Annotated in this window: 26 protein-coding genes and 1 tRNA gene; 9 read left to right on the forward strand and 18 right to left on the reverse strand. The window is 32.2% G+C overall.

Features of this window, described 5'->3' with window-relative positions; genetic code table 11:
- The first annotated feature begins 28 nt into the window (after positions 1-28).
- From KTC94_RS05970 to KTC94_RS05980, 3 genes are all read left to right on the forward strand, one after another.
- A tRNA-Leu gene (locus tag KTC94_RS05970) sits at positions 29-113 on the forward strand.
- Positions 114-129: 16 nt separating this feature from the next.
- Positions 130-423 (forward strand): hypothetical protein, encoded by a 294-nt coding sequence (locus tag KTC94_RS05975; RefSeq protein WP_220287649.1) that lies wholly within the window; start codon positions 130-132, stop codon positions 421-423.
- Between the two features lie 112 nt (positions 424-535).
- Entirely contained in the window at positions 536-1,147 is a 612-nt protein-coding gene (locus KTC94_RS05980; protein WP_220287652.1) for a hypothetical protein, read from the forward strand.
- 92 nt (positions 1,148-1,239) lie between these two features.
- Here the strand turns inward: KTC94_RS05980 and KTC94_RS05985 are convergent, their stop codons facing one another.
- Together KTC94_RS05985 and KTC94_RS05990 are read right to left on the reverse strand one after the other, a co-directional pair.
- Positions 1,240-2,193, reverse strand: coding sequence for an IS3 family transposase (locus tag KTC94_RS05985; RefSeq protein ID WP_216304646.1), 954 nt, complete (start codon positions 2,191-2,193; stop codon positions 1,240-1,242).
- Entirely contained in the window at positions 2,133-2,816 is a 684-nt protein-coding gene (locus KTC94_RS05990; RefSeq protein WP_258280733.1) for a helix-turn-helix domain-containing protein, read from the reverse strand. Before KTC94_RS05990 ends, KTC94_RS05985 begins: the two co-directional genes overlap by 61 nt.
- A 356-nt stretch (positions 2,817-3,172) precedes the next feature.
- Here KTC94_RS05990 and KTC94_RS05995 point away from each other — a divergent pair, with 356 nt between their 5' ends.
- Positions 3,173-3,670, forward strand: a complete 498-nt coding sequence (locus KTC94_RS05995) for a GNAT family N-acetyltransferase (protein ID WP_220320581.1) — start codon at positions 3,173-3,175, stop codon at positions 3,668-3,670.
- A 225-nt stretch (positions 3,671-3,895) separates the two neighbouring features.
- Here KTC94_RS05995 and KTC94_RS06000 read toward each other — a convergent pair whose 3' ends face one another.
- The 5 genes from KTC94_RS06000 to KTC94_RS06020 all read right to left on the reverse strand — a co-directional run bounded on the left by KTC94_RS06000 (position 3,896) and on the right by KTC94_RS06020 (position 9,942).
- Entirely contained in the window at positions 3,896-4,630 is a 735-nt protein-coding gene (locus KTC94_RS06000) for a MerR family transcriptional regulator (protein ID WP_220287623.1), read from the reverse strand.
- The gene (locus KTC94_RS06005) at positions 4,627-5,535 is read right to left on the reverse strand and encodes a DUF2268 domain-containing protein (protein ID WP_220320582.1); all 909 of its coding nucleotides are present in this window, start codon (positions 5,533-5,535) and stop codon (positions 4,627-4,629) included. Before KTC94_RS06005 ends, KTC94_RS06000 begins: the two co-directional genes overlap by 4 nt.
- A gap of 388 nt (positions 5,536-5,923) precedes the next feature.
- Complete coding sequence (locus KTC94_RS06010; RefSeq protein ID WP_220287894.1) at positions 5,924-7,384, reverse strand: IS1182 family transposase; 1,461 nt, start codon at positions 7,382-7,384, stop codon at positions 5,924-5,926.
- A gap of 184 nt (positions 7,385-7,568) precedes the next feature.
- Positions 7,569-8,312, reverse strand: a complete 744-nt coding sequence (locus tag KTC94_RS06015; RefSeq protein WP_220287621.1) for an acetoacetate decarboxylase — start codon at positions 8,310-8,312, stop codon at positions 7,569-7,571.
- 199 nt (positions 8,313-8,511) lie between these two features.
- Positions 8,512-9,942 (reverse strand): aldehyde dehydrogenase family protein, encoded by a 1,431-nt coding sequence (locus KTC94_RS06020; RefSeq protein WP_220287620.1) that lies wholly within the window; start codon positions 9,940-9,942, stop codon positions 8,512-8,514.
- A gap of 463 nt (positions 9,943-10,405) precedes the next feature.
- Between KTC94_RS06020 and KTC94_RS06025 the strand changes: the two genes are divergently transcribed.
- Complete coding sequence (locus tag KTC94_RS06025) at positions 10,406-10,609, forward strand: recombinase family protein (protein ID WP_216304650.1); 204 nt, start codon at positions 10,406-10,408, stop codon at positions 10,607-10,609.
- 432 nt (positions 10,610-11,041) lie between these two features.
- Here the strand turns inward: KTC94_RS06025 and KTC94_RS06030 are convergent, their stop codons facing one another.
- Genes KTC94_RS06030 through KTC94_RS06045 form a run of 4 tightly spaced genes read right to left on the reverse strand, consistent with a single transcriptional unit; the run spans position 11,042 to position 14,074 of the window.
- The gene (locus KTC94_RS06030) at positions 11,042-11,797 is read right to left on the reverse strand and encodes an ABC transporter permease (protein WP_220320530.1); all 756 of its coding nucleotides are present in this window, start codon (positions 11,795-11,797) and stop codon (positions 11,042-11,044) included.
- Complete coding sequence (locus KTC94_RS06035) at positions 11,788-12,744, reverse strand: ABC transporter ATP-binding protein (protein WP_220320531.1); 957 nt, start codon at positions 12,742-12,744, stop codon at positions 11,788-11,790. Before KTC94_RS06035 ends, KTC94_RS06030 begins: the two co-directional genes overlap by 10 nt.
- 1 nt (position 12,745) lies before the next feature.
- Entirely contained in the window at positions 12,746-13,204 is a 459-nt protein-coding gene (locus KTC94_RS06040; RefSeq protein ID WP_220320532.1) for a GyrI-like domain-containing protein, read from the reverse strand.
- The gene (locus KTC94_RS06045; RefSeq protein ID WP_220320533.1) at positions 13,205-14,074 is read right to left on the reverse strand and encodes an AraC family transcriptional regulator; all 870 of its coding nucleotides are present in this window, start codon (positions 14,072-14,074) and stop codon (positions 13,205-13,207) included.
- Between the two features lie 530 nt (positions 14,075-14,604).
- On the opposite strand from KTC94_RS06045, the gene KTC94_RS06050 reads away from it, so the two are divergent.
- On the forward strand, positions 14,605-16,842 hold the full coding sequence (locus KTC94_RS06050; RefSeq protein ID WP_220320534.1) for an excinuclease ABC subunit UvrA: 2,238 nt from the start codon (positions 14,605-14,607) through the stop codon (positions 16,840-16,842).
- 289 nt (positions 16,843-17,131) lie between these two features.
- Here the strand turns inward: KTC94_RS06050 and KTC94_RS06055 are convergent, their stop codons facing one another.
- The 3 genes from KTC94_RS06055 to KTC94_RS06065 form a co-directional block, all read right to left on the reverse strand.
- Positions 17,132-18,124 carry an alpha/beta fold hydrolase gene (locus KTC94_RS06055; protein WP_165414767.1) on the reverse strand — a complete coding sequence of 331 codons (993 nt, stop codon included), beginning with the start codon at positions 18,122-18,124 and terminating at the stop codon, positions 17,132-17,134.
- A 213-nt stretch (positions 18,125-18,337) separates the two neighbouring features.
- Positions 18,338-18,919: a flavin reductase gene (locus KTC94_RS06060; RefSeq protein ID WP_220287611.1), complete on the reverse strand. Its 582-nt coding sequence runs from the start codon at positions 18,917-18,919 to the stop codon at positions 18,338-18,340.
- Between the two features lie 263 nt (positions 18,920-19,182).
- Positions 19,183-19,668, reverse strand: a complete 486-nt coding sequence (locus tag KTC94_RS06065; RefSeq protein ID WP_220287609.1) for a MarR family transcriptional regulator — start codon at positions 19,666-19,668, stop codon at positions 19,183-19,185.
- A gap of 152 nt (positions 19,669-19,820) precedes the next feature.
- Here KTC94_RS06065 and KTC94_RS06070 point away from each other — a divergent pair, with 152 nt between their 5' ends.
- Together KTC94_RS06070 and KTC94_RS06075 are read left to right on the forward strand one after the other, a co-directional pair.
- Positions 19,821-20,009, forward strand: a complete 189-nt coding sequence (locus KTC94_RS06070; RefSeq protein ID WP_220287608.1) for a hypothetical protein — start codon at positions 19,821-19,823, stop codon at positions 20,007-20,009.
- A gap of 248 nt (positions 20,010-20,257) precedes the next feature.
- Complete coding sequence (locus KTC94_RS06075) at positions 20,258-20,497, forward strand: hypothetical protein (RefSeq protein WP_220320535.1); 240 nt, start codon at positions 20,258-20,260, stop codon at positions 20,495-20,497.
- A gap of 178 nt (positions 20,498-20,675) precedes the next feature.
- Here KTC94_RS06075 and KTC94_RS06080 read toward each other — a convergent pair whose 3' ends face one another.
- Both KTC94_RS06080 and KTC94_RS06085 read right to left on the reverse strand, forming a co-directional pair.
- Positions 20,676-20,834: a hypothetical protein gene (locus KTC94_RS06080; RefSeq protein ID WP_220320536.1), complete on the reverse strand. Its 159-nt coding sequence runs from the start codon at positions 20,832-20,834 to the stop codon at positions 20,676-20,678.
- A gap of 158 nt (positions 20,835-20,992) precedes the next feature.
- On the reverse strand, positions 20,993-22,153 hold the full coding sequence (locus KTC94_RS06085; protein WP_220320537.1) for a MerR family transcriptional regulator: 1,161 nt from the start codon (positions 22,151-22,153) through the stop codon (positions 20,993-20,995).
- A 380-nt stretch (positions 22,154-22,533) separates the two neighbouring features.
- Between KTC94_RS06085 and KTC94_RS06090 the strand changes: the two genes are divergently transcribed.
- Positions 22,534-22,674: a hypothetical protein gene (locus tag KTC94_RS06090; protein WP_216304528.1), complete on the forward strand. Its 141-nt coding sequence runs from the start codon at positions 22,534-22,536 to the stop codon at positions 22,672-22,674.
- Positions 22,675-22,996: 322 nt separating this feature from the next.
- Here the strand turns inward: KTC94_RS06090 and KTC94_RS06095 are convergent, their stop codons facing one another.
- Positions 22,997-24,406 (reverse strand): sugar porter family MFS transporter, encoded by a 1,410-nt coding sequence (locus tag KTC94_RS06095; RefSeq protein WP_220320538.1) that lies wholly within the window; start codon positions 24,404-24,406, stop codon positions 22,997-22,999.
- Positions 24,407-24,552: 146 nt separating this feature from the next.
- A complete protein-coding gene (gene iolE, locus KTC94_RS06100; RefSeq protein ID WP_220287598.1) occupies positions 24,553-25,449 on the reverse strand; it encodes a myo-inosose-2 dehydratase in 897 nt (298 codons plus the stop codon).

Raw genomic sequence — 25,449 nt, forward strand, 5'->3', positions numbered from 1 at the left:
TTTGATTGCCATAAGGCTCACCATTTATGCAGATGTGGTGGAATTGGCAGACGCACTAGAATCAGGGTCTAGCGCTTTACGGCATGCAGGTTCGATTCCTGTAATCTGCACCAAAAAAACACTCATTTTATGAATGCTTTTTATTTTTTAATTAAATTAACAACTCGTAATTTAAGGCGAGTTAAAATAGGCTTAGGGGGTAGTTTTGTAGGTTCAATTTACGCAGAAAATTTCATCATCAACATTAAGAAAGATATTAAAAAGTGGATATTATATTCTAAATGTATGATAAATGGTTGGTTAAGCGTGGTAATCATAGAGAATGATGCTGAAAAGACTAAACATCTTTTAGTTCAGTCACACACATCTCATTCTGATACAAAGTTAAAGGATTTTAAAATCAGAGAAGCAATTTATATATAAAGATGTTATGATATTTGCTCATTTATAGTACTATATTGTATAATTGAATGAGGATACAATAATAGAATTAAGCATAAATTTCTGTATATACCCAAATTAGAAGGGTGGCGTAATGGTGGGATTAGTATTTTTCTTAATAATGGTTGTTGTATTTTTTTTAGCATTGTTCTTTATAATGCTAAACGTAATATTTATAATTATATGGAGAGTAAAAAAGCGGAAAGGCAAGACTACTAAAAAACGATATATTGTTATTCCAATAATTTTTTTAATCATAAGTCTTTTAATAGAGCTGATTCCTATTGGTTGGATTGGTGCAGTGAGGTCAGGAAACAAAAGTAGCTCAAAAGATGTTATCATAGCAGAATCGGGCAAAATTGTATACTGGGGATATGATGGTGATAGAATTGAGAATTTTAAAATGGATGGTACTACCTACGTTGCTATAGTAGTATATTCAGGCTCATCGGATACATGGGAGCTTGGGAAACCAGTTGCTAATATCAGGTATAAGTCAGCCGATGAAACATTAGACAAAATTATGAGTTCACTATCTGCTCGTGACGATACTTCAACATTATATCCAGTCATTAATGAAAAGGGATTTAAGTTATATACTATAGAAAGTACTATCGCTATAGGAAGTACTATTACTATTTACTGCCCTGAAAATCAGAAGGATTTGCTTTTAGCGTACTATAAAGAGCTTTCTCATGTAAATTAAGGGAATCCATTTTGAACTGCCCCATGTCAAGTAGACAGTGGAAATAATTAAAGATTTTATGTAAGGCGTCTATCATTTGGTAGGCGCTTTATTTATGCTGCATTACCTAATAGATATCGCTGATATTCCATTGGTGTCATGCACTTTAAACGTTTTTGATAACGTCTATTATTATAATATTCTATATAGTCTTCAATCGATTTCTTTAAGCTTTCATAGTCTTCAAATTTATGAAGATAATACATTTCTGTTTTTAAGATTCCCCAAAATCCTTCCATTGGACCATTATCAATACAATGCCCAACCCTCGACATGCTCTGTATCATTCCAGCTTTTTTTAGTTTTTCTTTAAATATTTTTGAAGTATACTGGAAACCTCGGTCACTATGAAATATTGGTTTAGCATCAGGGTATACTTTAACAGCAAGATTAAAGGTTTGATAAACCAATTGGTTATTATTAGAATGACCAATGACATATGAAACAATACTTCTATCACCTAAATCAAATATTGCACTTAGATAAGCCTTTTGTCCACTTCTCCCATATTTAAACTCGGTTACATCTGTAAGCCATTTTTTATTGACTTGTTCTGCTTTAAAATTTCTATCCAAAATATTTTCTGCAGTAACTTCAGGAGTTGACTTAATATAATTATATCTTTTTTTTCTGCATACGGATTTTAATCCTAATATCTGCATCAGACGATAAATTCGTTTATAATTAACTTTTTTATTATATTCTCTACGGATTTTAATCGTCATCTGGCGATAGCCTAAGATACCGTCTTTTTCCTCATATAACTCACAAATAAGCTTTAATAATTCTTCGTTTTTCAATACTCGGTTACTTTTTTCTCTGTGTAGCCATTTATAATATGCAGAATGGCTAACGCCGCCTATAATGCACAACTCAGTTATAGGAAATTTATCTTTGTTAGATAATTCTTGGATTGCAAGATAAGTATCTTCGTATCTAGCTTCGCTTAATATCGCCTTCTTTCTATCTCTTGGATTTTTTTTAGAAGAGCATTCTCCATCCGTAATCTTCTATTTTGTGCTTCTAAAAGCTTGTATTGAGCTTTTAGCTTTTCATCTTCTGTCATTAACTCTTCAGCCTTTGGCTTTCCACGTCGGTCCAAAAGCCCTTCAATACCAAACTGATTATACTTCTTCATCCAGGTATAAATCTGAGGATAAGATACCTTATATTTTTCAACAGTTTTATTATAACTGTTATTGTTTTCAATACAGTACTTTATGATTTCAATGCGTTCAATATAAGAAGTTTTGCGTCCTTTGGTCATGATTATTTTTCCTCCTGTTCCAGAAGATTTTATGTTTTCATGACCATTATACTTCTTTATCCAATTGCATAAAACTGTATTTGACGAAATATGATACTTAATGCATAAATCATTCAGTGAGCCATGCCCATCAAGATATTCTTTTACAATGTTAATCTTGATTTTGGCAGTATAAGAAGTATTTTTGCTAGAATGTTTTAACCCAGCTTCACCTTCTGATTTATATCGTATTACCCATTTTTGAAAAGAACTCTTATGTACTTGAAGTTTGTTGCATAAACTTAACATACTAGCTTTTCCATTTAAATATGATGTTACAGCCTTAATTTTTTGTTGGTCTGATATAATTGATTTTCTTCCCATAAAAAAATAGCCCTCCTTATAGTAAACAGTTTTATTATTTTAACTGTCTACCATAAGGGGAGCATATCATTTTTGGTTTCCCTTAAAAATTGTCATATTATCAACATTGTTATTAAACATGGCCTAAATTAAAAGTTCCGGTTTTTATTTTAGAAAGTGAACTAAGGTATATTATAACCATTTTGTTGAGTATTTTAGGTCGATATATATACCCCCTTGCGACAGTTTCTATATACAGTCCGTGTTAGTAGATGCTATAGGTTTATAATATAAGTATATTATGGTATAATATTTCCAGACAAAAAGAGAAAATTGCAATTAAGTATGGGATAAATATTTTGTGGGGTGATTTTGAAATGAGAAAAGAGAAATATATTATTAGAGAAATAAAAGAGACTGAACTTGATATACTTGAAATGATGTTGTTTGGAGCAATATATCTACCAGTTGGAAGTGAGCCTTTGACAAGAGAGGTACTCAAAATACCTGAAATTAGTGTATACATCGATGATTTTCTTAAAAAGAAGGACGATCACTGCTTAGTGGCAGATGTTGATGGTATTATAATTGGTGCTGTATGGGTTAGGATTTTAGCAGGTGAAATAAAAGGCTATGGGAACATAGATGATAAAACCCCAGAGTTTTCTATTTCGCTGATAAAAGAATATCAAAATCAAGGGATAGGAACATCTTTGATGAAAAAGATGATAGAATACTTGAAGGAAAAAGGATACAGCCAAACATCATTGAGTGTATCCAAAGGTAATTATGCAGTGAGAATGTATAAGGCTGTAGGATTTGAAATTATAGCTGAAAAAAAAGATGACTATTTAATGCTACTAAAATTAATTTAGGTACAGATGGTTCTCGATGTTTTTATATTGTTTTAGGGGCCAGCCAATATTTCCTACAAAATACACATTAATACATATATCCCCAAAACAAATTTTATAAACGTATATATCCATTATTCTATAGTTCGCTACACCAACCTTAGTTTTTGAACTGGAAGAAATTCACCCTTTTAGTTTGCCTAAATCTTCCCCTTTGTGATTGCCGGTTACAACTAAAAGTTATACTTATTTTGTGCAGTAAATTGCAATTGCCTGTGAGAGGAATTCTGCTGTTCCCTCACCATTCTGGTCAATGTTTTTCTTAAAACGTTCATCTCCAACATACATAAGACCAAGGCACTGCAAAATTTCATTTGTACAGTTGTACCATCTTGCTGTGATAAAACTCTGCCACTCTTTAACAAGTGCTTGAACCTCTTCGCTGTCGGGAGCTTTATTATTCATATTGGTAGCGAAGGCTTTTAAAATATCTCTGAATTCCTCGTTTATTTCCTGCCACTGATTTTTACTATAATTGTTACATTTTTTCTCACTTTCGATATAGGCATCAGATTTCCCCCAACGTTCTTTAACCTCTTTTGCATATTTATTTTTGGCACTTTCAATTTCTGTCATATCAAATTCTTTAAAACTCATGTTATTTTCTCCTTTTATTGTATTGTCTACAAGAGTTATCAGATTATCAATTCGTTCACGCTTTTTAATAAGTAACTCTTTGTGATTTTTTAGTGCTTCTGTTTTATTGAATGTAGGATTTGTAATAATATCCTTAATTTCACTAAGCGAAAATTCCAACTCTTTGAAAAATAATATCTGTTGCAATTCAGCAAGGGCATTTTCATCATATAAGCGATAACATGCTTCAGTAATTTGGCTCGGTTTAAGTAATCCTATTTCATCATAATAATGCAGTGTTCTTACTGTAACTCCAGTTAATTTTGCAATTTCATTAATCTTCAATTCCAAAAATCCTCTGTTTCCTTTAAAATATCAATAGTTGGTGTAATTGTAGCTTCAAATATTGTTTTACCCGTCTTTTTAAGATAATGCTTGATTAGATAATAGCCACAAGCATATCCTGCGCAATAAGGCATACCAACTGGCTTTACACCACGCATGGCCATAATTTCATCGCCATAGAGAAATGCTGAAAGTTTATTGAAGTCATTATTGTTCAAATTCTCCTTAATTGCAGGTTTAATAACAGTTGCAAGCGTTTCTGCTGTTGTGTTTTTAACCCACATACCGATTTTATCCTCTCCGAACATGAAGGCGGCAAAGTTTTCTGCTAACCCTTCGCTAACAATCATATCCCCCAGTGTAATTTTATTACTCCACTGCATAAACTGCCATCTTACATTATGATTGGTTTCGTGGTCAAGTGCGACAGGTAGCATTTTAATCGATTGCTCATTGGGGATAATTGTTCCGATGATATAACCAGGAATTCCCCCATCCCCACAATAATCACCAGTCATTTTTGACATTGGGTTTAGTGGATCATTCAGTAAAACAGTAAAAATATAATCTTTTGTAGGAAGTGAAATACCATTATCCTCAAACTCATTAAGCGTTTTTGTAATACTCTCCCCACAATCACTCCAAAATCTTTCATCACTGATTTTTTTCACATCATTAATTCGTTCACTGTTAATTTGGCTTGGTGAAAATCCACCACCCATACTGCTTGCCATAACAACATCGTAACCACCTGACTGATCCGCTTTAATTGGAATACCAATACATGACCACTTAAATTCAAATGGTTTCATCAGTTCATATCGATAGATGTCATCTCGCTGCTCAAGCTTTGAGGAAATCATTTTTTTATAGATTTCATCGGATCTAATTGCTGTAACTTTCACTTTTTTTACCTCTTTTCTTTTTAGTATAGTTATACAATAAACTATTACGTTACGTTAGAGTCAATAACAAAATTAAATCTAGTGATGCTTTTAAAACTATTAAAGAAGTTATTGAATATATATCTTTAAAAATATAACCAGATGCTTATGTGAATTATCAGGAGTGTCTAGCTCTTGCCTTGTTAGTACCTTTTTTTTAGAATATCCTTAATTTATTCCACAAATCTATTATTTAAAAATGCAAAAAAAATACCACCTGTCAGTTGGGAGGCCGCTGAAAAAAGCACTCTTTATTTAGTAGAGTTTTCAAGCTTGAATAGAAAAAGCATGAGATGTCCATATTTTGGATATCTCATGCTTTTTATTTTATAATTAAGTTTTAAAAGCCCTATTTCATGCTTTTCAACTTAATTATTCTCTTTAGATTCACAGTGAAGATTGATAATGCACCTTGCATTTGCATGCTAATTAAGCCTGACGATATTGCTACATCATAGCTATGTTGGTGCTTAAGTTCACTGTTTTTAGCCTCTATCATATAACGTTCCCTAGCTCGTTTTTTAAAATATTCACTTTTTTCGAACTCTATTTGATCTTTGTGAGTATTTGACTTTATTGAAACTGAATAAGTTTTAGATTTAGCGCCTTCTTTATAACACCCATCTTTATGAACACAATTTTTACACTTTTCTACATTAAAATAGTAGGTTAGCACTTGATTTTTACCAACATTCTTCTTTCCCTGTTTTGCTTTTTTAATAGCCATATGACCTGCCGGACATACAAATAAACCAGCATCTTTATTAAACTCAAATTCATCTTCTTTTTTTCGCATTCCTTGTGAAATTACAGGATTTAGTCTTGAAATTAATGCAATTTTATTTTCTTTTGTATATTCTAGGTTTTTCTTTTCAGAATAAGCTGTATCTCCAATTACTTCATTTACATCTATACCAGCCTCACGGCTTTTTTCTATTAAGGTTATGAGCTCCTTTCCATCACTTTTTTCGCCAGTTGTAATAACAGCTGCTGTAATTAAACGTTCTTCACTCATAGCAAGGTGTGATTTATATCCAAAAAAAGAACTATCCTCAGTTTTATGCCCCACTTTTGCATCCTCATCTTTTGATATTTTTAGATTTTCTAAGTCATCATTAATAGCTTCCATTAAGTAGTTTAATTTAGTTTTCACAGCTGGATTTGCTGCAGTTTCTGGCTTCTCGTTTATGGTATCAATTAATAATTTGCAGTACTCAAGAATATCTTCAAGTACTCCAGTTGTAACTTTATTAGGTAACTCTTCTTTAATACCAGGATGTACTCCGTACAATGTTTTTCTTAAGTTTTTTGCACGTTTCAATAATTCCTCGCTTGCTGACTTTTGGTTATAACGTGACTTGGTATGCGTAGCATCAACTATTATTGCTTTACTTTTTAAAACCCCCTCTTTTATAGCAAGTTCTACAGTCTTGTTTATTAATAAATCCAATAAATTCATGTCTTTAAGGCGAAGCTTTCTAAATTTAGTTAGTGTACTTGAGTTTATTAAATTTGTTTCTTCTGGGGCTAAATTTAGAAAATATTTAAAGGACATGTCATAAAGAGTTCTTTCAACAACATCTTCATCAGACAATTCATATATTACTTTCAAAAGTAAATATTTAAATAGCATTATGGGGTTAATAGCACCTCTACCCATAGATGAACTATAGTTAATCATCAATTCGTCATAAACAAATGAAAAGTCAACAAGGTCATTAATTTGCTTTAAAATGTTATCTTTCGGAATAATTAACGAATATAAGCTATGGTATGTATTTATTTTTATTTCCAATTGTCCTTTTAGCATAATAGTTTAGCCCCTTTTATTTTATTCTACTATACTAATTCGACATATCTTTTAAAATTCCTTTTTGTTTTTTAGTCTTTTATATAAAAAAATCGCCATCTTTAATTAGATGACGATTTTTTTTTATAGTTTTTCAGTGGCCTCGTCAGTTGGTGATATTTTTTTATGCAGTGATATATTATAACTATTTTTTTAGATAATCATATACAACTTTAGGCGTAGGAAGGGTTAAGTTCGTAAGAATATGAGAACAGGATACTATTTCTTTTACAGGTAGGTCATTAAATGGTGCCATAGCATGATCGAATAATTGTAATCTTGCAGGACCAGTCCATGCCTCATTTATAGTAATCTCCGTAATTTGTGTAGATATGAGCTCGCAAATTCTTTGAGTCCCATCATAATTAGGTATAATTTTCAGCATAAAATTAGGTCGGCAAATTTCATTGCGTGCCTCATTTATATCTAAAGATTGGTGTTTATATCCCATCGTAGCAGTTAATACTCTTAATTTTCCGTAATCTAATGTACCAACTAATGTATCTGAATCAACAAATAGTTTTGGATAACCAAGTTTTTTAGGGTAGGCACTAAGTTCTCTACCAACGGCAATAGCCGGATAATTATCTAAATACATCATATGCAAATAGTCACCTTTTATACCATTAAAACTTACAGGAATAACCTGGCCACATTCTGTATAAGCACCTAATCCACTTACATCCGGCATATACATCATTTCAACTCTAACTAAAGGTTCATCTAAATCTAAAGATAAAGGTTCCGGTACAACTTTTAGTAAGGCATCAGCACTTGTACGGTATACTATATTAAGATATTCACGGTTATGAAATCTATAGGGTCCTCTAGGAAATGATGGAGCAGTAAGTGGTGTTGTAATGTGGTTAGATATTTCACTTTCTAACATAAAATGATCACTCTCTTTTCTTATTTATTACTATCAACACATTTTTTTACAAGTACTATATTTTGAAATGCAAATTTTTATACATCCATAATCTTTATATCATTTGGAATAATTAAATTTGCTTCTGTCACGAAATTAATTTCATCAATGGTTGTATCTCCCTGCCATGGTTTGTAAATGCACCGGCTTCATTAAAAAGTTAGTTTGCAAGCACACATCTCCTTTGTTTTGTAAAATTTCTTGCAGAGGTTATTCCTTCACCAGTAGGTCCAGCAATAGTGAATGTTGTAAATCCTTCTGCACCAAAACCTACTCCAGCAAAGGATTTAGCATTCTTTACAAAAATAGTTGTATCTATTTCTTTTTCAAATCTATTTAAATTATCAATATTTTTTGAATATATATATGCACTATGTCGTTTATTTTGTTCCGCTATTTTTGCACACTCTATAGCTTCATCAATATCTTTAACTCTTACAATTGGAAGTATTGGCATCATAAGCTCTGTCATTACAAAAGGATGATTTGTATCTACCTCGCATATTATACATTTTACGTTAGTAGGGACTTCTACATCTATTTGATCTAAAAATAATTTTGCATCTTTTCCTACCCATTTTTTATTTATATCATATTCTAGTTTTTTGTTGCAATTATAACTTTTCTCATCTTTCTTTATTAGTATTAAATCTAATAACCTTGATACTTGCTCTTTGTTTAGAAGTACAGAATTGTTTTGAATCATATTATTTATTAAATCATTTGCTACATTTTCAAAAACAAACACTTCTTTTTCTGCAATACAAGGTAAATTGTTATCAAAAGAACAACCTTCTATGATGCTTTTTGCGGCTTTCTCTATATCTGCAGTATCATCTACTATAACAGGAGGATTTCCGGAACCTGCACCTATAGCTTTTTTACCTGAATTCAAAAGTGTTTTTATTAATCCTGGTCCTCCAGTCCCACATAAAAGTTTTATATATGGGTGTTTCATAATTACACCTAAGGATTCCATAGTTGGGTTTTCTACAGTAGTTACTAAATTTTCTGGACCACCAGAAGAGATGATGGCTCTATTTATCATATCTACAGCAAATGCAACACATTTTTTTGCCCCTGGATGTCCATTAAACACGACAGAATTTCCGGCAGCTATCATACCTATACTATTGCAAATAACAGTTTCCGTTGGATTTGTGGAGGGTGTTATCGCACCTATGACCCCATATGGAGACATCTCTACTACGGTAAGCCCGTGGTCTCCAGACCAAGCTGTAGTAGTTAGATCTTCTGTACCCGGAGTATATTTAGCTGCCAATTCATGTTTTAATATTTTATCTTCATATCGTCCCATTTTTGTTTCTTCTAAAATCATTCTTGAGAGTATCTCTTTATTTTCCAATGTAGCCTTTCTTATACTTCTTATAAGTCGTTCTCTATCTTCTTTATTATAAGAAATAGTCAACGCCTTTTGTGCATATATTGCTTTGGCAATAGCAATTTTAACGTCTTCGAACACTCCTAAATATAAACCCTCATTGTTAGCTTGCTTAAATTCAGTACCTTCAACATTTGTTATTACATTTAAATCTTTTGTTTGTGGTGATACTAATACATCTTTCATCATAGTTTTCCTCCTCGAATAATTAATTTTGCATTTAGTTTTTAATGAATTTCTAGTATTTCAACTAACTACAAAATGATAAAGATAACTGGAAATTATAATAATAGTATAGAATTATTTCTAACCATCGATATTCAATAAAAAATTGGCGTAGTGCTATTCATTTTATAACAAACATGTTTTAGTGAATAAGATGTTTTATTTCTGTACAAATAGGATATTACCACTAATTAAGCCAAAAATAGTATATAAATGTAATAAATGTAATGACAGGCATTTTAAACGATACCAAACTACACTAAGGTGAGATATTTTTATCATATGATCTGTAAAGAATGATTCTTCCTAAAAATTCATAGTTTTTAGGCAACTAGATTTTTAATGATTTAAACAAATGTGGTTTGATATGTTTTATGGTACCCATTACAATAAAATCATGGTAAATAATTCGTGGGAGTTGTAAAGGATGAAAAATATATATACTTATATAAGAGTTAGCACCAAGGAACAAAACACAGACAGGCAACATGAAGCCCTAGAACAATATGCTGTATCTAATAACATTGAATATAAAGTTACATTCGAGGATAGAGCAAGTGGTAAGGACTTTGAAAGAAAACAGTATAAAGTATTAACAAGGAAAGGAAAAAAATACATGGTAGAGTTATAGAGGTACTAAAGAATGCTAATGAGAAGGGAATTAAGTTGGGTAGACCTAATTTAAAATTGTCAACTCAATAGAACTAAAATAAAGTGATAAATTAATTACATATTGATATATCTTTCAATATGTAATGTAAGATTTAAGCTATAACAGAACAACAAAATTTATAAGAAGAATCATACTGAATAATTATGGAATAAGAGATGTTATTGCTAATTAGGGTACAGCCAATGAATTCGAAAATGTTGATGCTACACCTATGCTCATATCTACTCTATAGCCTCAATGTGAAATTAACTCAATTGGTAGTGTGTTACTTTTAGAATATCACTATACAATAAAGCCAAGTAATCCCATAGCATTAGATATAGGATTACTTGCGACGAAATATATGAAATTTGTAAAACAAGTGATTAACTCTAACGTAAATCACTTTAATTAATTAACAGTTTCTTTTTTCAGTCTCCAAAATGCCAATACAAAACTGATTGAGCAAAGACAGATAAATATCACTGTCACAAGTAATAAGTTTTGCCAATCAATAGAAGTTCCCAAAATCAAACTCCGCAGGCAGTTTATAATATGAGTGAAAGGATTTATCATTACCGCAATTTTTAAGCCTCCAGATATACTTTCCATGGGAAATAATGCTGTGCTTGTAAAGAAGATGGAAAGTACAATCAGATTCATGATGGTTTCATAAATTGTTTCATTGGGCAAACACATACTAATAGCATAAGATAACCCCGACATAAAAAATGCCGTAAGAAAAATAAGAGGTATCATCAGAAACAATCCAATAAATCCAGATGCAATACGTACTGACAAAAATATAGATAGAACAAGCATGATGGCTATTTCAATGAATGAAACTAAAACTGCTTCCAGTATTTGTCCCAGAACAATGGAGCTTCGTTTTACAGGCGCTATCAATATCCTGTAGAAGCTACCATTGGATTTCATAATAAAATTGATATAACCGCCGCTACTACAGCATGCGAGTGTAACAAGCACCATGATACCAGGTAGCATAAACGAAGTATAGTTGCCGCCTGATATATTCTTCATGGACTGTTCCGCGATTGAACTATATAATACTAACCAAATAAGAGGCTGTATAATTGTAAGTAGTATTGAAATAGGGTTCTGAAATCGCCACTTTATATTGCGCCATAATATATTTATTATCTCCATTTACTCACCTCTTCGCCATACCCAGTTAACTTCAAGAACACATCTTCAAGGCTGGGCTGTACTATTTCTATCGCCTCAAAAGAGACCCTCTTTTCCAGAAGCCACTTGTTAATATCTTCAAAAGTTTTTCGATCATCTCCAGCATCCGCAAAAATCGAGTATTTACGGATGTTTATTGACGGAAGTATATGTGCTTTAGCAAGTATCTCCGCACATTCTTCCGCTTTTTTCTTCTCATAAAAACCAATGCGGAGTATATTTTGTCTTATATATTGCTTCAGATTTCCAGGAGTTTCCTGTATCAATCCGTGGCCTTCTTTCATAATACAAATTGTATCGCTAAGTTGATCAGCTTCATCAAGATAATGGGTGGTCAAAAAAATCGTTGTTTTAAAATCATCCCGGATTTTTTGAACGATTTCCCACATGGCCTTTCTGGAAGCGACATCCATACCAACCGTTGGTTCGTCTAAAAAAAGTATTTTAGGCATTGATACCATATTCATTGCAATATCCAATCGACGCTTTACTCCGCCGGAATAGGAAGCAACCGGGTATTTCAAATACTTCGACAGTCCGAAACTGTCAATAAGGATGTTTATCCTTTTTTTTGCTGTAACATTGTCCACCTTGTAGAGCCTGCTTTGAAATATCATATTTTCCATAAGAGATAGGTGATCATCAATAGAAACGCGCTGTGAAACACAGGCAATCTGTGTACGAATCCAAGCGGGTTCCTTGCATAAATCTTTACCTAACATGGTTACAGTTCCAGATGTAGGCTTGTAAAGTGTTGTTAGTATGTTGATAAGCGAAGACTTTCCTGCACCATTTGGTCCAAGCAAAGAAAAAATTTCTCCGCAGTTTACTTCCAAACTTAAATCGTCTAAGCCCTTGACGCCGTTCTTATACTGTTTAACCAATTTATCAATTACAATTGCAGACATACTATTCCTCCTCTTTAATCGGGAATAGTATTTCTGTAATATACTTTTGGGGATTGCCTTTCAAAAACATTCCCGGACCCTTGATATAGACTTCCCTAAACGGAGGCTGTAATGTTAGGTTATTTTCCCGTGCATAACGGTCAATTGCTTCATATTCGTAATTCATAGTTTCATAAGAACCGATATGAGTAGCACAAACAGCTTTTATCCGCGGAAGTTCTTTTACTGTAATACCATTCCCGTTTGGTGTTTCAGCAGTAGGAACACATAATTCCATTTCACCCATTTTTGATTTCTGATCCACCACATAGTAGCAGAAAAATGGTGCACCATTTGATTTGCCCTGAATAGACTTAAACACATTGGGAAATACTTTACTTGCTTCAGTGACAACTCCTTTATATTTCATAAAAGCCACTCTAATAGTTTCGATATCTCTAATTTCAATTTGATAATCCATTTATTCTTCACTTCTCTCTTTCTTAATTGCAATCCAGACTTCTGCATGACCGCCTTTTGAGCCTTTATTGCTAACCGGATAAACTTCTATATCAGGAAGTTCAGCGTATTCGTATCCTGAAACTGGAAGCCATTCTGTAAGAAATCGTTTGAATATAGTTTGAACGGATTCCTTAAAATGACCATTACATTCAAAGACCACCCATGTGGCAGCTGGTATCTCAAACTCAAACATTCCATCAGGTACAGGTTTATCCGTAGGAGTAGCAATATAGTAATAGATATTTTGTGGATTTGTATAGGCTGTGACACCAAAAATACCATGTGGATCTTTGTCTATAAGTCCACAAATTTCAGAAAATAACGTACTTTCAAGCATTCTATTCCAAAATACGGGAACATTTTTTTGGTTTTGGTCCATATCCTCTTGTAATGCTGTCCTAACCCCAACAATTCTAATTGTTTCTTTTGTTTCAATTCTATAGTTCATATTCTCACCTCCTATAACTGAAATTGATAGACTGATAGGTGAATAAGCGGTTAATAAGGTTCCCTTTGTACGTGCAACAGTTGGAGCGACACCATGAACACTTTGAAATGCTCGATTAAAGGATGTTGGGGATTCATATCCGTATTTTAAACCGATATCCATCACTTTCATATCACTTGTTTGCAATTCAAGCGCTGCTGCCGTCATACGTCTACGGCGTATATACTCAGACAAGGGAATGTCTGCAACGTAAGAAAATATTCTTTGAAAATAATAAGTGGAGCAGCAAGCAATTTTTGCAATTTCATCATAGGAAATAACACCAGTTAAATTGCTTTCTATATAATCAATTACTTCGCTTAATTGTTTCATCCATTTCACTTTTACCACCCCTTCTTCTTATATAAAAGTTTAGCACAATGTAAATTATAAAGCCTCTCTTTTGATGTCCAGATTTGTAAACTAATTTTTTAATACTTAATACACAATTGAATTTATAATAAACTTTTTATTTAAATTTACATGTAAATTTCAGATAACTCTTATTTAGGACGGCTTTACTTGAAATTACTCATTATTAAATCATTTACTTAATTATACTATAAAAGCTATTTTATATTTTTAACTTATCGCTATTCGGCAATTCATCTTGGGTAACACTTGTATTTAAATGTTTACCTCGCAGTTCATTTATTAATCCATCTTACCCCAAACGATCATAGATTTTTCTCCAGCAAGTTTATAGGTTGCATTAATGTTATATAATTAAATTATGGTATGATGTCTATATTTAAAATGCTTTATCAAATAAAAGTTGGCAACTAGGATTATTTAAAAGAAGTTATAGAAACACTAGATATAAATGTAGATATAGTAAGAGCAACAGAAGAATGATCGATGGAGGAGATAAGATGAAGGAAGAGTTTATAATCTTAAAAGGATGTAGAGAAAATAATTTAAAAAATGTTTCATTAAATATACCTAAAAGAAAAATCACTATATTTACTGGGGTATCTGGTTCAGGAAAGTCCTCTATTGTTTTTGATACAATAGGAAAGGAAGCAAAACGTCAGTTAAATGAGACGTTTAGTGCCTTTATTAGAAACTTTTTACCAAAGTATGGCGAAGTGAAAGCTGAATATATAGGAAATTTATCTACACCGATAATTATTGATCAAAAAAGAATTGGTGCGAGTTCAAGGTCAACCCTTGGAACGATTACAGATATTAACCCATTCATTAGAATGCTCTTTTCTAGAATAGCTATTCCTCATATAGCTCAACGAAATAAGTTTTCTTTTAATGATATAAGTGGTATGTGCCCAGAGTGTGAGGGCCTTGGCATGAAACTAACTGTAGATATGGATCAAATTCTAGATAAAAATAAATCAATTAATGAAGGTGCTATATTGCTCTCTGGGTTTGGTATTGGTTCTTGGCCATGGAAAATATTTGCTGAATCTGGCTTTTTCGATAATGATAAGAAGCTATGTGATTATACAGATGAGGAACTAGAGAAATTTTTATATGGCCCCCCTGAAAAGATAAAAGTAAATGTTATTGGAACAATGAATATAACTTATGAAGGGTTAATTCTAAAGTTTAATAGATCATATTTAAATAGTGATAAGGAAATGTCTGAGGCTTCAAAGAAAAAGCTTAGTAAATTAACGATGTCAGCAGAATGCCCTCTGTGCCACGGTAAAAGACTAAATCAAGAAGCATTAAGTTCTTTAATTAATGGTTATAACATTTCAGATTTTATGTCAATGCAAATTGATGAACTTACTAATGTTATAGACGAAATTAATTTTAAAGAAGTCTCCACGGTAATTGATAGTATAAAAGAAAAACTCAATAATATTATTGATATAGGCCTGGGATATTTAACCCTTGATAGGGAGACTTCAACACTATCAGGTGGTGAATCTCAGCGCATAAAGATGGTTAAGCATTTAAATAGTAATCTTATAGATTTATTGTATATATTTGATGAGCCAAGTATTGGGCTTCATCCAAGAGATGTTCATAAATTAAATGATCTATTACAAAAGCTCAGAGATAAAGGAAATACAGTTATTGTAGTTGAACATGATCCAGATGTCATAAAAATCGCTGATTATGTTGTTGATGTTGGTCCATATGCAGGTACCAAAGGCGGTAATATAGTATTTGAAGGAAGCTATGATGAATTACTCACATCTGGCACACTTACAGGAAATGCCTTAAAGAGTAGTCTTTCAATTAAAAAAGTTACAAGAAAGCCTAATGGATATCTAGAAGTTAATAATTGCAATACAAATAATCTAAAAAACATATCAGTTAAGGTCCCCAAGGGGGTATTAACGGTTATAACAGGTGTTGCAGGCTCTGGGAAAAGTACACTTATGAAACAGGAATTTCCAAATCAAAATAAAGATGTTATATTAATTGACCAGAGTGCGGTTTCCGCAAATTCTAGATCAAGCCTAGCCACTTATGGTGGAATAATGGATAACATAAGAAAGGGCTTTGCAAAAGATAATAACGTCAATGCATCACTATTTAGTTATAATTCAAAAGGTGCCTGTGAAAATTGTAATGGCACTGGAATAATTGAAACAAACCTTGCTTTTATGGAGAATACTAAAAACACTTGTGAAGAATGCGCTGGTAAAAGGTTCAAAAAAGAAGTTTTAGAATATACTATCCAAGATCAAACAATAATAGATGTTCTAGATATGACTGTTTCGGAAGCTTTAGTATTTTTTAATAATAAACAAATTAAGACAAAGTTACAGTCAATAGAAGAAATGGGAATTGGATATTTAACTTTAGGTCAAACACTTGATACATTATCCGGTGGAGAATGCCAAAGGTTGAAACTTGCTAACGAATTACATAAAAATGGTTCAATATATGTTATGGATGAACCATCAACTGGACTTCACATGTCTGATATAGAAAAATTCATAGGCATAGTTGAAAATATTGTTGATAATGGAAATACTGTTATTATAATAGAACACAATATGGATATTATTAGGAGCGCAGATTGGATAATAGATCTTGGACCAGAGGGTGGTATAAGAGGCGGAAATGTAATTTTTGAGGGGATACCTTTAGAGTTAACTAAATGTAAAGAATCTCTTACTGCTAAATATATATAGTTTAGAGATAAAGTGCATTTTACTAAATATTGTTATTATAACATACAGTACAAATTCTAGTGTTACATTCAGACATCAATATAATCTAAATATATTAAACCCCATATCATTAGATATGGGGTTACTTGTGATGAAATATAAATATAGTTTTTTATTAGTCTCCTTTTTCAACAATAACTATTGTATAAATATTTAATAAAAAAAAGATAACTCCTGTTCACAATACAGAAATCATCCTCTTAATCTAGCGAAAACTTTACTTGAATTGACCTTAACAAAGTACCGATTATTATTTCATAATCTTTTGATTATCATCCTTGTGTGGTGAATTTTTATTTTCTATAGTATTAATCATGTCTTTAATTGCATTTACTACGTACTGAGGTTGGTCTATATATATATAGTGTCCAGAATTTGGAACTGGTATTCTTTTAGAATAATTAGAGCAGCTAAGCCAATCTTCTTGTTCTGCGTTTACAACTGCTTGATATATGGGTCCCATACCTTCATCATCTGCTGATAGGTAAGTTAATGGTACATTTCTAAGTACATCTCCTGCTTGGTACACCTGCTGCTCACTTTGTAATACTTCATCTATTGTGCCATCCGCTTTAGTAAACTGACCTAAGAGAGATTCTTTCAGTTCTGGCATATTTGAATTAATGAAATTCATCGCATCCCCCATAACATTCTTTCCTGAACCATCTACCATAATTATGCCTGCAACCTCTTTTCGATACAATTTTGTAAATTCAACAGCATCTAAACTAGCTATTGAATGAGCTACTAAAAGATAAGGTGCTTTAACACCTTTTGCTCTTAAAAGGGCATGTAAGTTACGAGCTTTATCAATGGCTGTTTTGCCATTACCTTTTTCAAATATTGAGCTATCATATGATACTGAGCAAAAATTATTATTCATCAATAGTTGCCTATCTTTATCATTTAATGGTTCTCTATTGGCAGTGTCATCACTTTTTCCAAGCCCTGCTCTATCATATGTTACTGTTCTTGCATATTTAGATATTTCCTGTTGAATTTCTCCCCAACCTTTTTGGGGATCACTTTCAGTATTTATACCATCATTATAACCTGAATCAAACACTACAGAAACCTTGCCCTCTCCCGCTATTTTAGTATATAGCCCGAAATCGCCTATGCTTACCTTACCTTCAAATTGATTATTATCTTCCTTAGCATATGCATTTATTGAGAATGACCCCAACATTAGTGTAGCCGCTACTACAGTAGATATAAGCTTTTTTGATACATTTCCTCTCATTTTAACGCCCCCTTATATTTTTAAAAATAAGATAGTTAAATATACCTTACATATAAGAATATACCATATTTTATATTTTAATTCCATAAAATTGTATATTTTGCAATTTTATGGAAAATTAAAAAAGAGTTGTTAAAAAACAACCCTATTTTTAACCCCTACGACTTAAGCAGAGAATGACTTATTATTCTCTGCGTTAATTCTGGTTTCTTCTTATTTCTTTACCCAAACATGGGTGATTTCCCCAAATGCAAATTTGCGATAATGGTTTGCTTCTTTGTAAGCTTCGTTTATATAGTCTTTAGTTTCTTGTGTGTAAAAATCATTGGGATTGGGGGTAGTAAGTTGCGTTAATTTACATTCAATAATTAGTCTGGCTTCTTTGAAAGACATATCACCGGAAGGAGTTTGAACCCTTGTCAATTCAACTTCTTTCATTTTTTCACTATCTCTTCCTGATTTACTTCCCAAAAGGAGCACTTGTTCCTTATATTCATTCGCGAAGTAAGACAGCGTATATGTTTGCTCTTTTTGAATTATTTCAAGCGTATAACGGTCTGCTCGAAGAATACACCAAGTGGTGGGCTTTTTGAAAAGAGTTCCCAAACCACCCCCACTGCCTATCATGGAATTATAATGATCTTCCTTGCCCGCAGTAATAACCGTAAATTCTTTTCCTACCAACGGACCTACCAACGTAAGTACATTGTCGCATATCTCTTCCGTAGAAATTTGTTTAAATAATTGATCAAAATTCATCTCTTTGACATTTACATGATTTATTTTTTCTTTCATTTTTTCTCCTTTTATGTCTGGTCTATTTATAGTATTATTATATATATTATATAACGGTTTGTTCTGTAGATTGTGTATTGATTTACTTAAATTTACACATTTAAAATTCTCACCTCTCGAAAAAGAATAGTTATGTTTCCTTGGCAACATAACCATTCTATCACTTTATTGTTTCCTTGTCAATAATAAAGGGGGCTGTATCATACGCTGATGTTTCAGCGTTTTGATACAGCCCCTTTAGGCTACTTTTTTATACAACCCCATTATTCAGAATCATTTGGATTTTTTATATCTACACCTTGCTTCTTTATTTCTGCATCCAAATGCCTACTATACTTTTCCACGAAGCTAAGCATGATATCAAATTGTTCCTCGGTTACCTGTTCAAATACGGCTTTATCCCGCTCTTGAAACTCTTTGTGCAACTGCTCATGGACTTTGTTAATTACTTTCCCTTGCTCAGTAAGCCTAAAATAGATTTCTTTCTTATTATCCGGTTTCTGGTAGCTTTCGATAATGCCTTTTTTTATGAGCTTTTTAGTCATTTTACTTATGGCACCCCTAGTCATATAAAAGGACTCCGCAAGTTTTGTCACGTTTGAATCTACATTTCTTCCAATGTATTCGATGCAATGTACTTCAGAAGACTTATAGCCCTTAAGACTGTCTTTCATCTTAACCTTATTAAGCGAAACTATCTTGTTTAATAAGTCCCTGAAACCCATTATGACCTGTTCTTCTTTGTTCATGGCCTGGCCTCCCACCCGTTAGTGTATTAACAATATTATATTATACTTTTGTTTCTATTTCAACAATGTTAAAGTAATTATTCTAAGCATTTAGCTACATCTGAAAAAATAGAGACAAAGTCGTATAACCATTCATCATTCGTGTTATTTCTATGATATTAGCAGATTATATAGAAAAAAGACATTACTGCCTTTTTAAGTTGATGACCAATCTGGCCCACAAGGACGGAAAAGCGATACTGGAGCTCAAGGACCTTCCGGTCCACAAGGACCGAAAGGCGATACTGGAGCTCAAGGACCTGCCGGGCCAAGTAGTTGTGAATGCTGTTTACCAAGTTTAAGAGTAGTTTTAGGTTATCTATTTAGCGTTAGTGCAACTAACATAAGGGTTGAAACAGTAGCACCACAACCACCTGTAACTAATGACAGCATAGATAGATTTTATCCTGATGCAAATGATGCATCCACAGCGGTATTAGTTCAATTTAAAGATGGAACAATTGTATCTCTTTGTGAAATTGAGTTAATACAAGCTTCCGCTTTAGTAGATAGTTCTTCCGATAAAGTACCAGATGCATTGAAAGTTGCTTTGGATAAAACTATTAAAGATATGTCAGATGCTTGTAAGCAATGTTGCTCTGAACAGCTAAGATTATTGTTTGAAGATAATATTAGTAAAAGTGTTGCTAATATAGATTCAAATAGAGACAATATAATATCAGGCAACAACACTGTTTTAGCAACTGGTGCAAATTTAGCATTAATTGACATTCCTGGAACCGATGGAGCTGCAGTTAATTTATGTGTTGTGTCTTCAGTAAAATTCTAGTATAAAATATTTTGTATTTACTTAGTAATAGATCATTAATACCTTTAAAATATCTATTTGGGTAGATTCAAATAGGGTTCAATGGACATAATTGTAAAACTGGTCACATGCTGGAACTAATATTCAGCATGTGCCTAAACACTTCTCAAATTTATTAGATCAAAAGATCTTATATCGTTCATGTAAACATAAGTACGAAGGAATGTTGATTTTTCTTACATATTTCCGAAAACCATCTAATAAGTTCAAAAGAACCTTCTTCATAGTAATTGATCCCCAATTTCTCATAATACTCGATCTCATCATAGGAAAATATATGTTCCACTTCTTGAAACAAATCATATCCTCCAGAAAAATAAATATCTCTATCAATTCTTTTGTCATGGAAAAACTCATTAGCATCTCTTGTCATAGAAAACGGATAGAAAATCCAGATGTAAAGCCTTCATTAAAAATGAAACATCTCAAGAAATTGAGAGTGCTTGGAATAATTCATTACTTATTATTTTCAGAATAAAATTTTAAAGCTTCTCCAATAAATTTAGATGCACCAGTGCCATATTCCTTATCGATTACTTTTATATACGTAGGATTTGATAAATAATGATCAGCTGTATAACCCCAATAGTTATCTCCAACATCCACTTTTAAAGATTCAAGACTCTTTTTAGTTATAGCTGCAATTTTATCAACAATTTGTTGAATCTCTTTTGAAGAAGAATCTTTACTTAAGTCAGATGTAAGCTTTTCATATAATGTATTTATTTTAGGCAGCTTATCTGCCAAATAATTTTTTAGGGCTTCTCCGATAAATTTAGATGCACCATTTCCATATTTCTTATCAACTTCTTCTATCCACTTAGGATATACTAAATAAATTTTTACCATAGAGTACCAATAATCATCCCCATTATCCATTTTGAAAATTTCATAATCTTTTTTAGCTATATTTGTTATTTCTTCAGCAATCTGTTGAATTCCCTTTGAAAAAGGATCTTTACTTAAGTCAGATACAAGCTTTTTATATAGTTCTTTTAATTTAGGATGCTTATCTTCCAAGCAATCTTTTTTAAACTTATCATATTGTTCTTCTTTAATAAACATATCACTATTAAAATTTTTCTTCATAGCTTTAACATATTTTTTAATACTTCCATATTGCTTTATAGCCATTTTAGCAATCTCAGCTTCCTTAGATTTACACATTCCAATAAATTTATCATATTTATCCATACTACCATAAGATTTAATTATAATATTTTTGTGTTCAGTTTTAAATTCTTCTAGTGCATTATAATATTCACTCATATCAAATTCTTCAAAACTCATTGTGGTTTCTCCTTTTAATGTTTTATTTACAAGTTCTATTAAACCATTCAATCTGTTGCGTTTTAGTATAAGCAATTTTTCATGACTTTTTAGTGCTTGCATTTTATCAAAGTGGGCACTAGCCATGATTTCTTTAACTTCTTTTAGTGGTATATCAAGTTCCTTAAAAAATAAAATCTGTTGCAAGGTTTCAAGAGCTTCATCGTCATAAAGTCTGTAACCTGCGTCTGTAAAATTGCTTGGTTTTAACAATCCGATTTTATCGTAGTAATGTAGCATGCGCACACTTATTCCTGTCAAATCCGAAACTTGTTTTATTGTTTTCATTGCTGCACCTCCAACTTTGACTTTAGAGCTATCAATACTGTTTAATACTCGCCGTCTATGAGTTTTGCCAATGTCGTTAAACTCTATTTTTATATTACACTATGACATAGTGTTAGGGTCAACACTTTTTTACTTTTTTTTAAGAGCATAGAGCATCTAATTTAGTTAGACAAAGTAGCAAAACAAATTATATCCATGATTTATTAATATCCCCCAGGGAGTTTTTCTAAGGAGCTTGCGACTGCGGTTGCCATTAACGCTGTGAAAGTCACTGTGGTACTATTTATGATTTTAAGTGTTATTTCTATGATAAATACGTACAATATGATAATAGGGCAAATTACCATATTAGAATAAAAGAAAATCAAAAGGGGGATATTATGAAGGCAATTGTTAAGGGTAAGGTAGCTGTTAACAAGTCAGTGGAGAAAGCTAAGAGCGTCAAGGCAAAGTCCAAGATAAAACCTACAGAAAGTATTGGTAGACAAGGAAATCTTAAAAAGAAAAAGAAAGGGAAATAATTTCTTGATGTAAGTAATAAATATGGTAAAGAACAAAATTTAGAGGAAGAATAAACAAATACATGGAAGAACATGCTATTTGGGAAACGCATATAATAAATATTACATTTAAAAAACCATATGTTGCTTCTTTGATTTATAAAGGTTAATGTTGCAATAACCCCTATTAAGATCATTGTCATCTCAAGTAACCCCCTATCATAGATATGGGGTTACTTAAGATGACATATAAGAATAATCTTTATTATTATTGACTAGAAATCACACTAATTAAGAACCTATTTTTTTAAATGTACCTTTGTCTATATGTAATTCCTACTATTTATTTTTCTATAGTTATCCCTGTATTTTTTGTTTTATAATTCTTAAAAGTTTTCTCTAATTCTTCAAGAGATATACCAAGTGTTTCTGGTACACATTTATATACAAATATCATACCCATAGCGCCTAACACTACAAATACCATAAATGAACCAGAAAAACCTAACCCTTTTAATATTGTAGGGAAAAGAAGGCCAATAAAAAAGTTAGTGGTCCATAGGAAAAATACTGCAATACCCATTCCTAATCCTCTTATTCTTATCGGGAAAATTTCGGCTAGTAATAACCAGACTATTGGTCCAAGACACCCTTGGAAGAAAGCTAAGAAAATCACAGTAAATATAAGTACAACGTATGGAAGCATACTTGAACCCGCTAACGTATTTGTAAGAATAGACATTGCAAGCATAGTTAAGGTAGTTCCAGAAAGTCCTATTAATAATAAGGGTCTACGACCAAATCTATTTGCAAAAAATTTCATATAGATAACTGCCGCAATAACAGACATTAATCCATTTGCTATATTAGCTATTAATGCCATTCGAGTTCCAAAACCGGCTTTTTCCAAAATTGTTGTTCCATAATACATCATTATATTAATTCCTGGGATTTGTTGTGTAACGGCTATTCCGATTCCAATTAATACAATGTGGCGAATCCATGGAGTATTTAAATCTTTAAAAGTAGCACACTCTAAATTTTTTTCAGCTTGAATAACTTGTTCTATTTCCTTAATTTCCTCCTCTGCATCTTCTTCATTACGAATTTTTCTTAAAATCTCCAATGCTTGATAAAATTTTCCGTTAGCGGCTAACCATCTTGGGGTTTCAGGAACTGTTAATATTCCAACCCATAAGATAATTGCTGGGATAGTAGCAATGACTATCATATAGCGCCAAATACCAGGAGTATCAAAAACATTTCCTAAAATAGCATTCAATATATAAGCTAATAGTTGTCCAATAACAATCATAACTTCATTTTGGGTGACAATACTTCCCCTTAAGTGCGTAGGAGATATTTCAGCTAAAAATGTTGGTACAATAACTGATGCTCCTCCCACCGCTAGTCCTAATATAAATCTACAAAAGATTAAAATTGATGCACTAGATGAAATTGAGCAACCTAAAGTTGCAAAGACGAAAACTATAGCAAGAAATTTAATTATTGTTTTTCTACCGTATCTATCAGATAAACGTCCTCCTACTACTGCACCTATAGCTGCACCAAATAATAATCCGCTTGTAACAAGTCCTTCAGTGATAGTGTTTAAATCCAATTGATCCTTTCTAGCCATATAACTTAAGGACCCATTGATTACCCCCGTATCATATCCAAATAAAAGTCCACCCAAAGTTGATATAAAAGCTATTTTGCTTAGGAATTTTTTTTTCTTAAGATTTTGTTCCATACTAATTCCTCCTACTTCATAATTAGTAGCTTGTTAAATTCAGAAAGCATTGGTTTCCCTAACTTTTAACCGGTAAACTTTTATATTTCCCTTCATTGTAGTATAGTAAAAATACACCACATAAATTTAATATACTTACAGGGAGATTATAGTCCGCATGTCTCTTTAATATATTTTCTTGCCTTTACTGCATATTCAAATGGATTTGCCTTTGCAGGGTCTTGTTCTGCTTCCACCAATAGCCAACCCTCATAATTGTTTTCTGCTAAAATTTTGAATATTGCATTAAAATCAATGCTTCCATCACCTGGTACTGTAAAAGCTCCTAATCGAACTCCTTTTAAGAAACTAAGTTTTTCATCTTTAACCTTTTTTGCTATCTCCGGTCTAATATCTTTTAAATGAACATGCTTGATTCTATTTATATATTTTTTAAGTATTTCTATATGCTCCTCACCTGAATATACTAAATGACCTGAATCAAACAACAAGTAAACTAACTTTTCATCAGTAATGCTCATAAGCTTGTCGATTTCTTCTGTTGTTTGTACTCCTGTTCCCATATGATGATGGTAAACGAGCTTCATTCCCTTATCTTGGGCCAACTTTCCTAGCTTGTTTAATCCATTTCCAAGCAGCTTCCATTCTTCCTCATTAAAATGGTACTTTTCATCAAACACTGGAGTATCTACTTCACCTTGTACGCTATGTCCCTGCTCAGCTACAACGATTATATTAGCTCCCAAAGCATGTAGAAAATCTCTATGCTTAATGAATTCCGCCTTAGTTTCTTCATATGGTTTCGTGGTTAAGAATGAACTAAACCAACCGCTTGCAATTTCCAACCCTCTAAGCTCTAAAGCCTTTTTTAAAACTTTAACATCCTTTGGATACTTATTTCCTACCTCTGTTCCTTGGAAACCAGCTAATGCGGCTTCACTCAAGCACTGATCAAAAGTGTTTTCTTTTCCTAAATCTGGCATATCATCATTTGTCCATGCAATTGGAGCAATACCTAATTTGACCTTTTTACTATCTAACAT

The organism is Clostridium sp. CM028 (assembly GCF_030585565.1).
GTDB lineage: Bacteria > Bacillota > Clostridia > Clostridiales > Clostridiaceae > Clostridium_AD > Clostridium_AD estertheticum_B.

What these genes read in the sequence shown, in the direction of transcription:
- KTC94_RS06070 (WP_220287608.1), top strand. Translation starts at nt 19,821, where the DNA reads ATGATATTAGCAGATTATATAGAAAAAAGACATTACTGCCTTTTTAAG.
- KTC94_RS05990 (WP_258280733.1), bottom strand. Translation starts at nt 2,816, where the DNA reads ATGGGAAGAAAATCAATTATATCAGACCAACAAAAAATTAAGGCTGTA.
- KTC94_RS06050 (WP_220320534.1), top strand. Translation starts at nt 14,605, where the DNA reads ATGAAGGAAGAGTTTATAATCTTAAAAGGATGTAGAGAAAATAATTTA.
- KTC94_RS06020 (WP_220287620.1), bottom strand. Translation starts at nt 9,942, where the DNA reads ATGATGAAAGATGTATTAGTATCACCACAAACAAAAGATTTAAATGTA.
- KTC94_RS05995 (WP_220320581.1), top strand. Translation starts at nt 3,173, where the DNA reads ATGAGAAAAGAGAAATATATTATTAGAGAAATAAAAGAGACTGAACTT.
- KTC94_RS06065 (WP_220287609.1), bottom strand. Translation starts at nt 19,668, where the DNA reads ATGAACAAAGAAGAACAGGTCATAATGGGTTTCAGGGACTTATTAAAC.
- KTC94_RS06085 (WP_220320537.1), bottom strand. Translation starts at nt 22,153, where the DNA reads ATGAAAACAATAAAACAAGTTTCGGATTTGACAGGAATAAGTGTGCGC.
- KTC94_RS06010 (WP_220287894.1), bottom strand. Translation starts at nt 7,384, where the DNA reads ATGCTAAAAGGACAATTGGAAATAAAAATAAATACATACCATAGCTTA.
- KTC94_RS06030 (WP_220320530.1), bottom strand. Translation starts at nt 11,797, where the DNA reads ATGGAGATAATAAATATATTATGGCGCAATATAAAGTGGCGATTTCAG.
- KTC94_RS06095 (WP_220320538.1), bottom strand. Translation starts at nt 24,406, where the DNA reads ATGGAACAAAATCTTAAGAAAAAAAAATTCCTAAGCAAAATAGCTTTT.
- iolE (WP_220287598.1), bottom strand. Translation starts at nt 25,449, where the DNA reads ATGTTAGATAGTAAAAAGGTCAAATTAGGTATTGCTCCAATTGCATGG.
- KTC94_RS06025 (WP_216304650.1), top strand. Translation starts at nt 10,406, where the DNA reads ATGAAAAATATATATACTTATATAAGAGTTAGCACCAAGGAACAAAAC.
- KTC94_RS06040 (WP_220320532.1), bottom strand. Translation starts at nt 13,204, where the DNA reads ATGGATTATCAAATTGAAATTAGAGATATCGAAACTATTAGAGTGGCT.
- KTC94_RS05980 (WP_220287652.1), top strand. Translation starts at nt 536, where the DNA reads ATGGTGGGATTAGTATTTTTCTTAATAATGGTTGTTGTATTTTTTTTA.
- KTC94_RS06015 (WP_220287621.1), bottom strand. Translation starts at nt 8,312, where the DNA reads ATGTTAGAAAGTGAAATATCTAACCACATTACAACACCACTTACTGCT.
- KTC94_RS06055 (WP_165414767.1), bottom strand. Translation starts at nt 18,124, where the DNA reads ATGAGAGGAAATGTATCAAAAAAGCTTATATCTACTGTAGTAGCGGCT.
- KTC94_RS06035 (WP_220320531.1), bottom strand. Translation starts at nt 12,744, where the DNA reads ATGTCTGCAATTGTAATTGATAAATTGGTTAAACAGTATAAGAACGGC.
- KTC94_RS06060 (WP_220287611.1), bottom strand. Translation starts at nt 18,919, where the DNA reads ATGAAAGAAAAAATAAATCATGTAAATGTCAAAGAGATGAATTTTGAT.
- KTC94_RS06090 (WP_216304528.1), top strand. Translation starts at nt 22,534, where the DNA reads ATGAAGGCAATTGTTAAGGGTAAGGTAGCTGTTAACAAGTCAGTGGAG.
- KTC94_RS05975 (WP_220287649.1), top strand. Translation starts at nt 130, where the DNA reads ATGAATGCTTTTTATTTTTTAATTAAATTAACAACTCGTAATTTAAGG.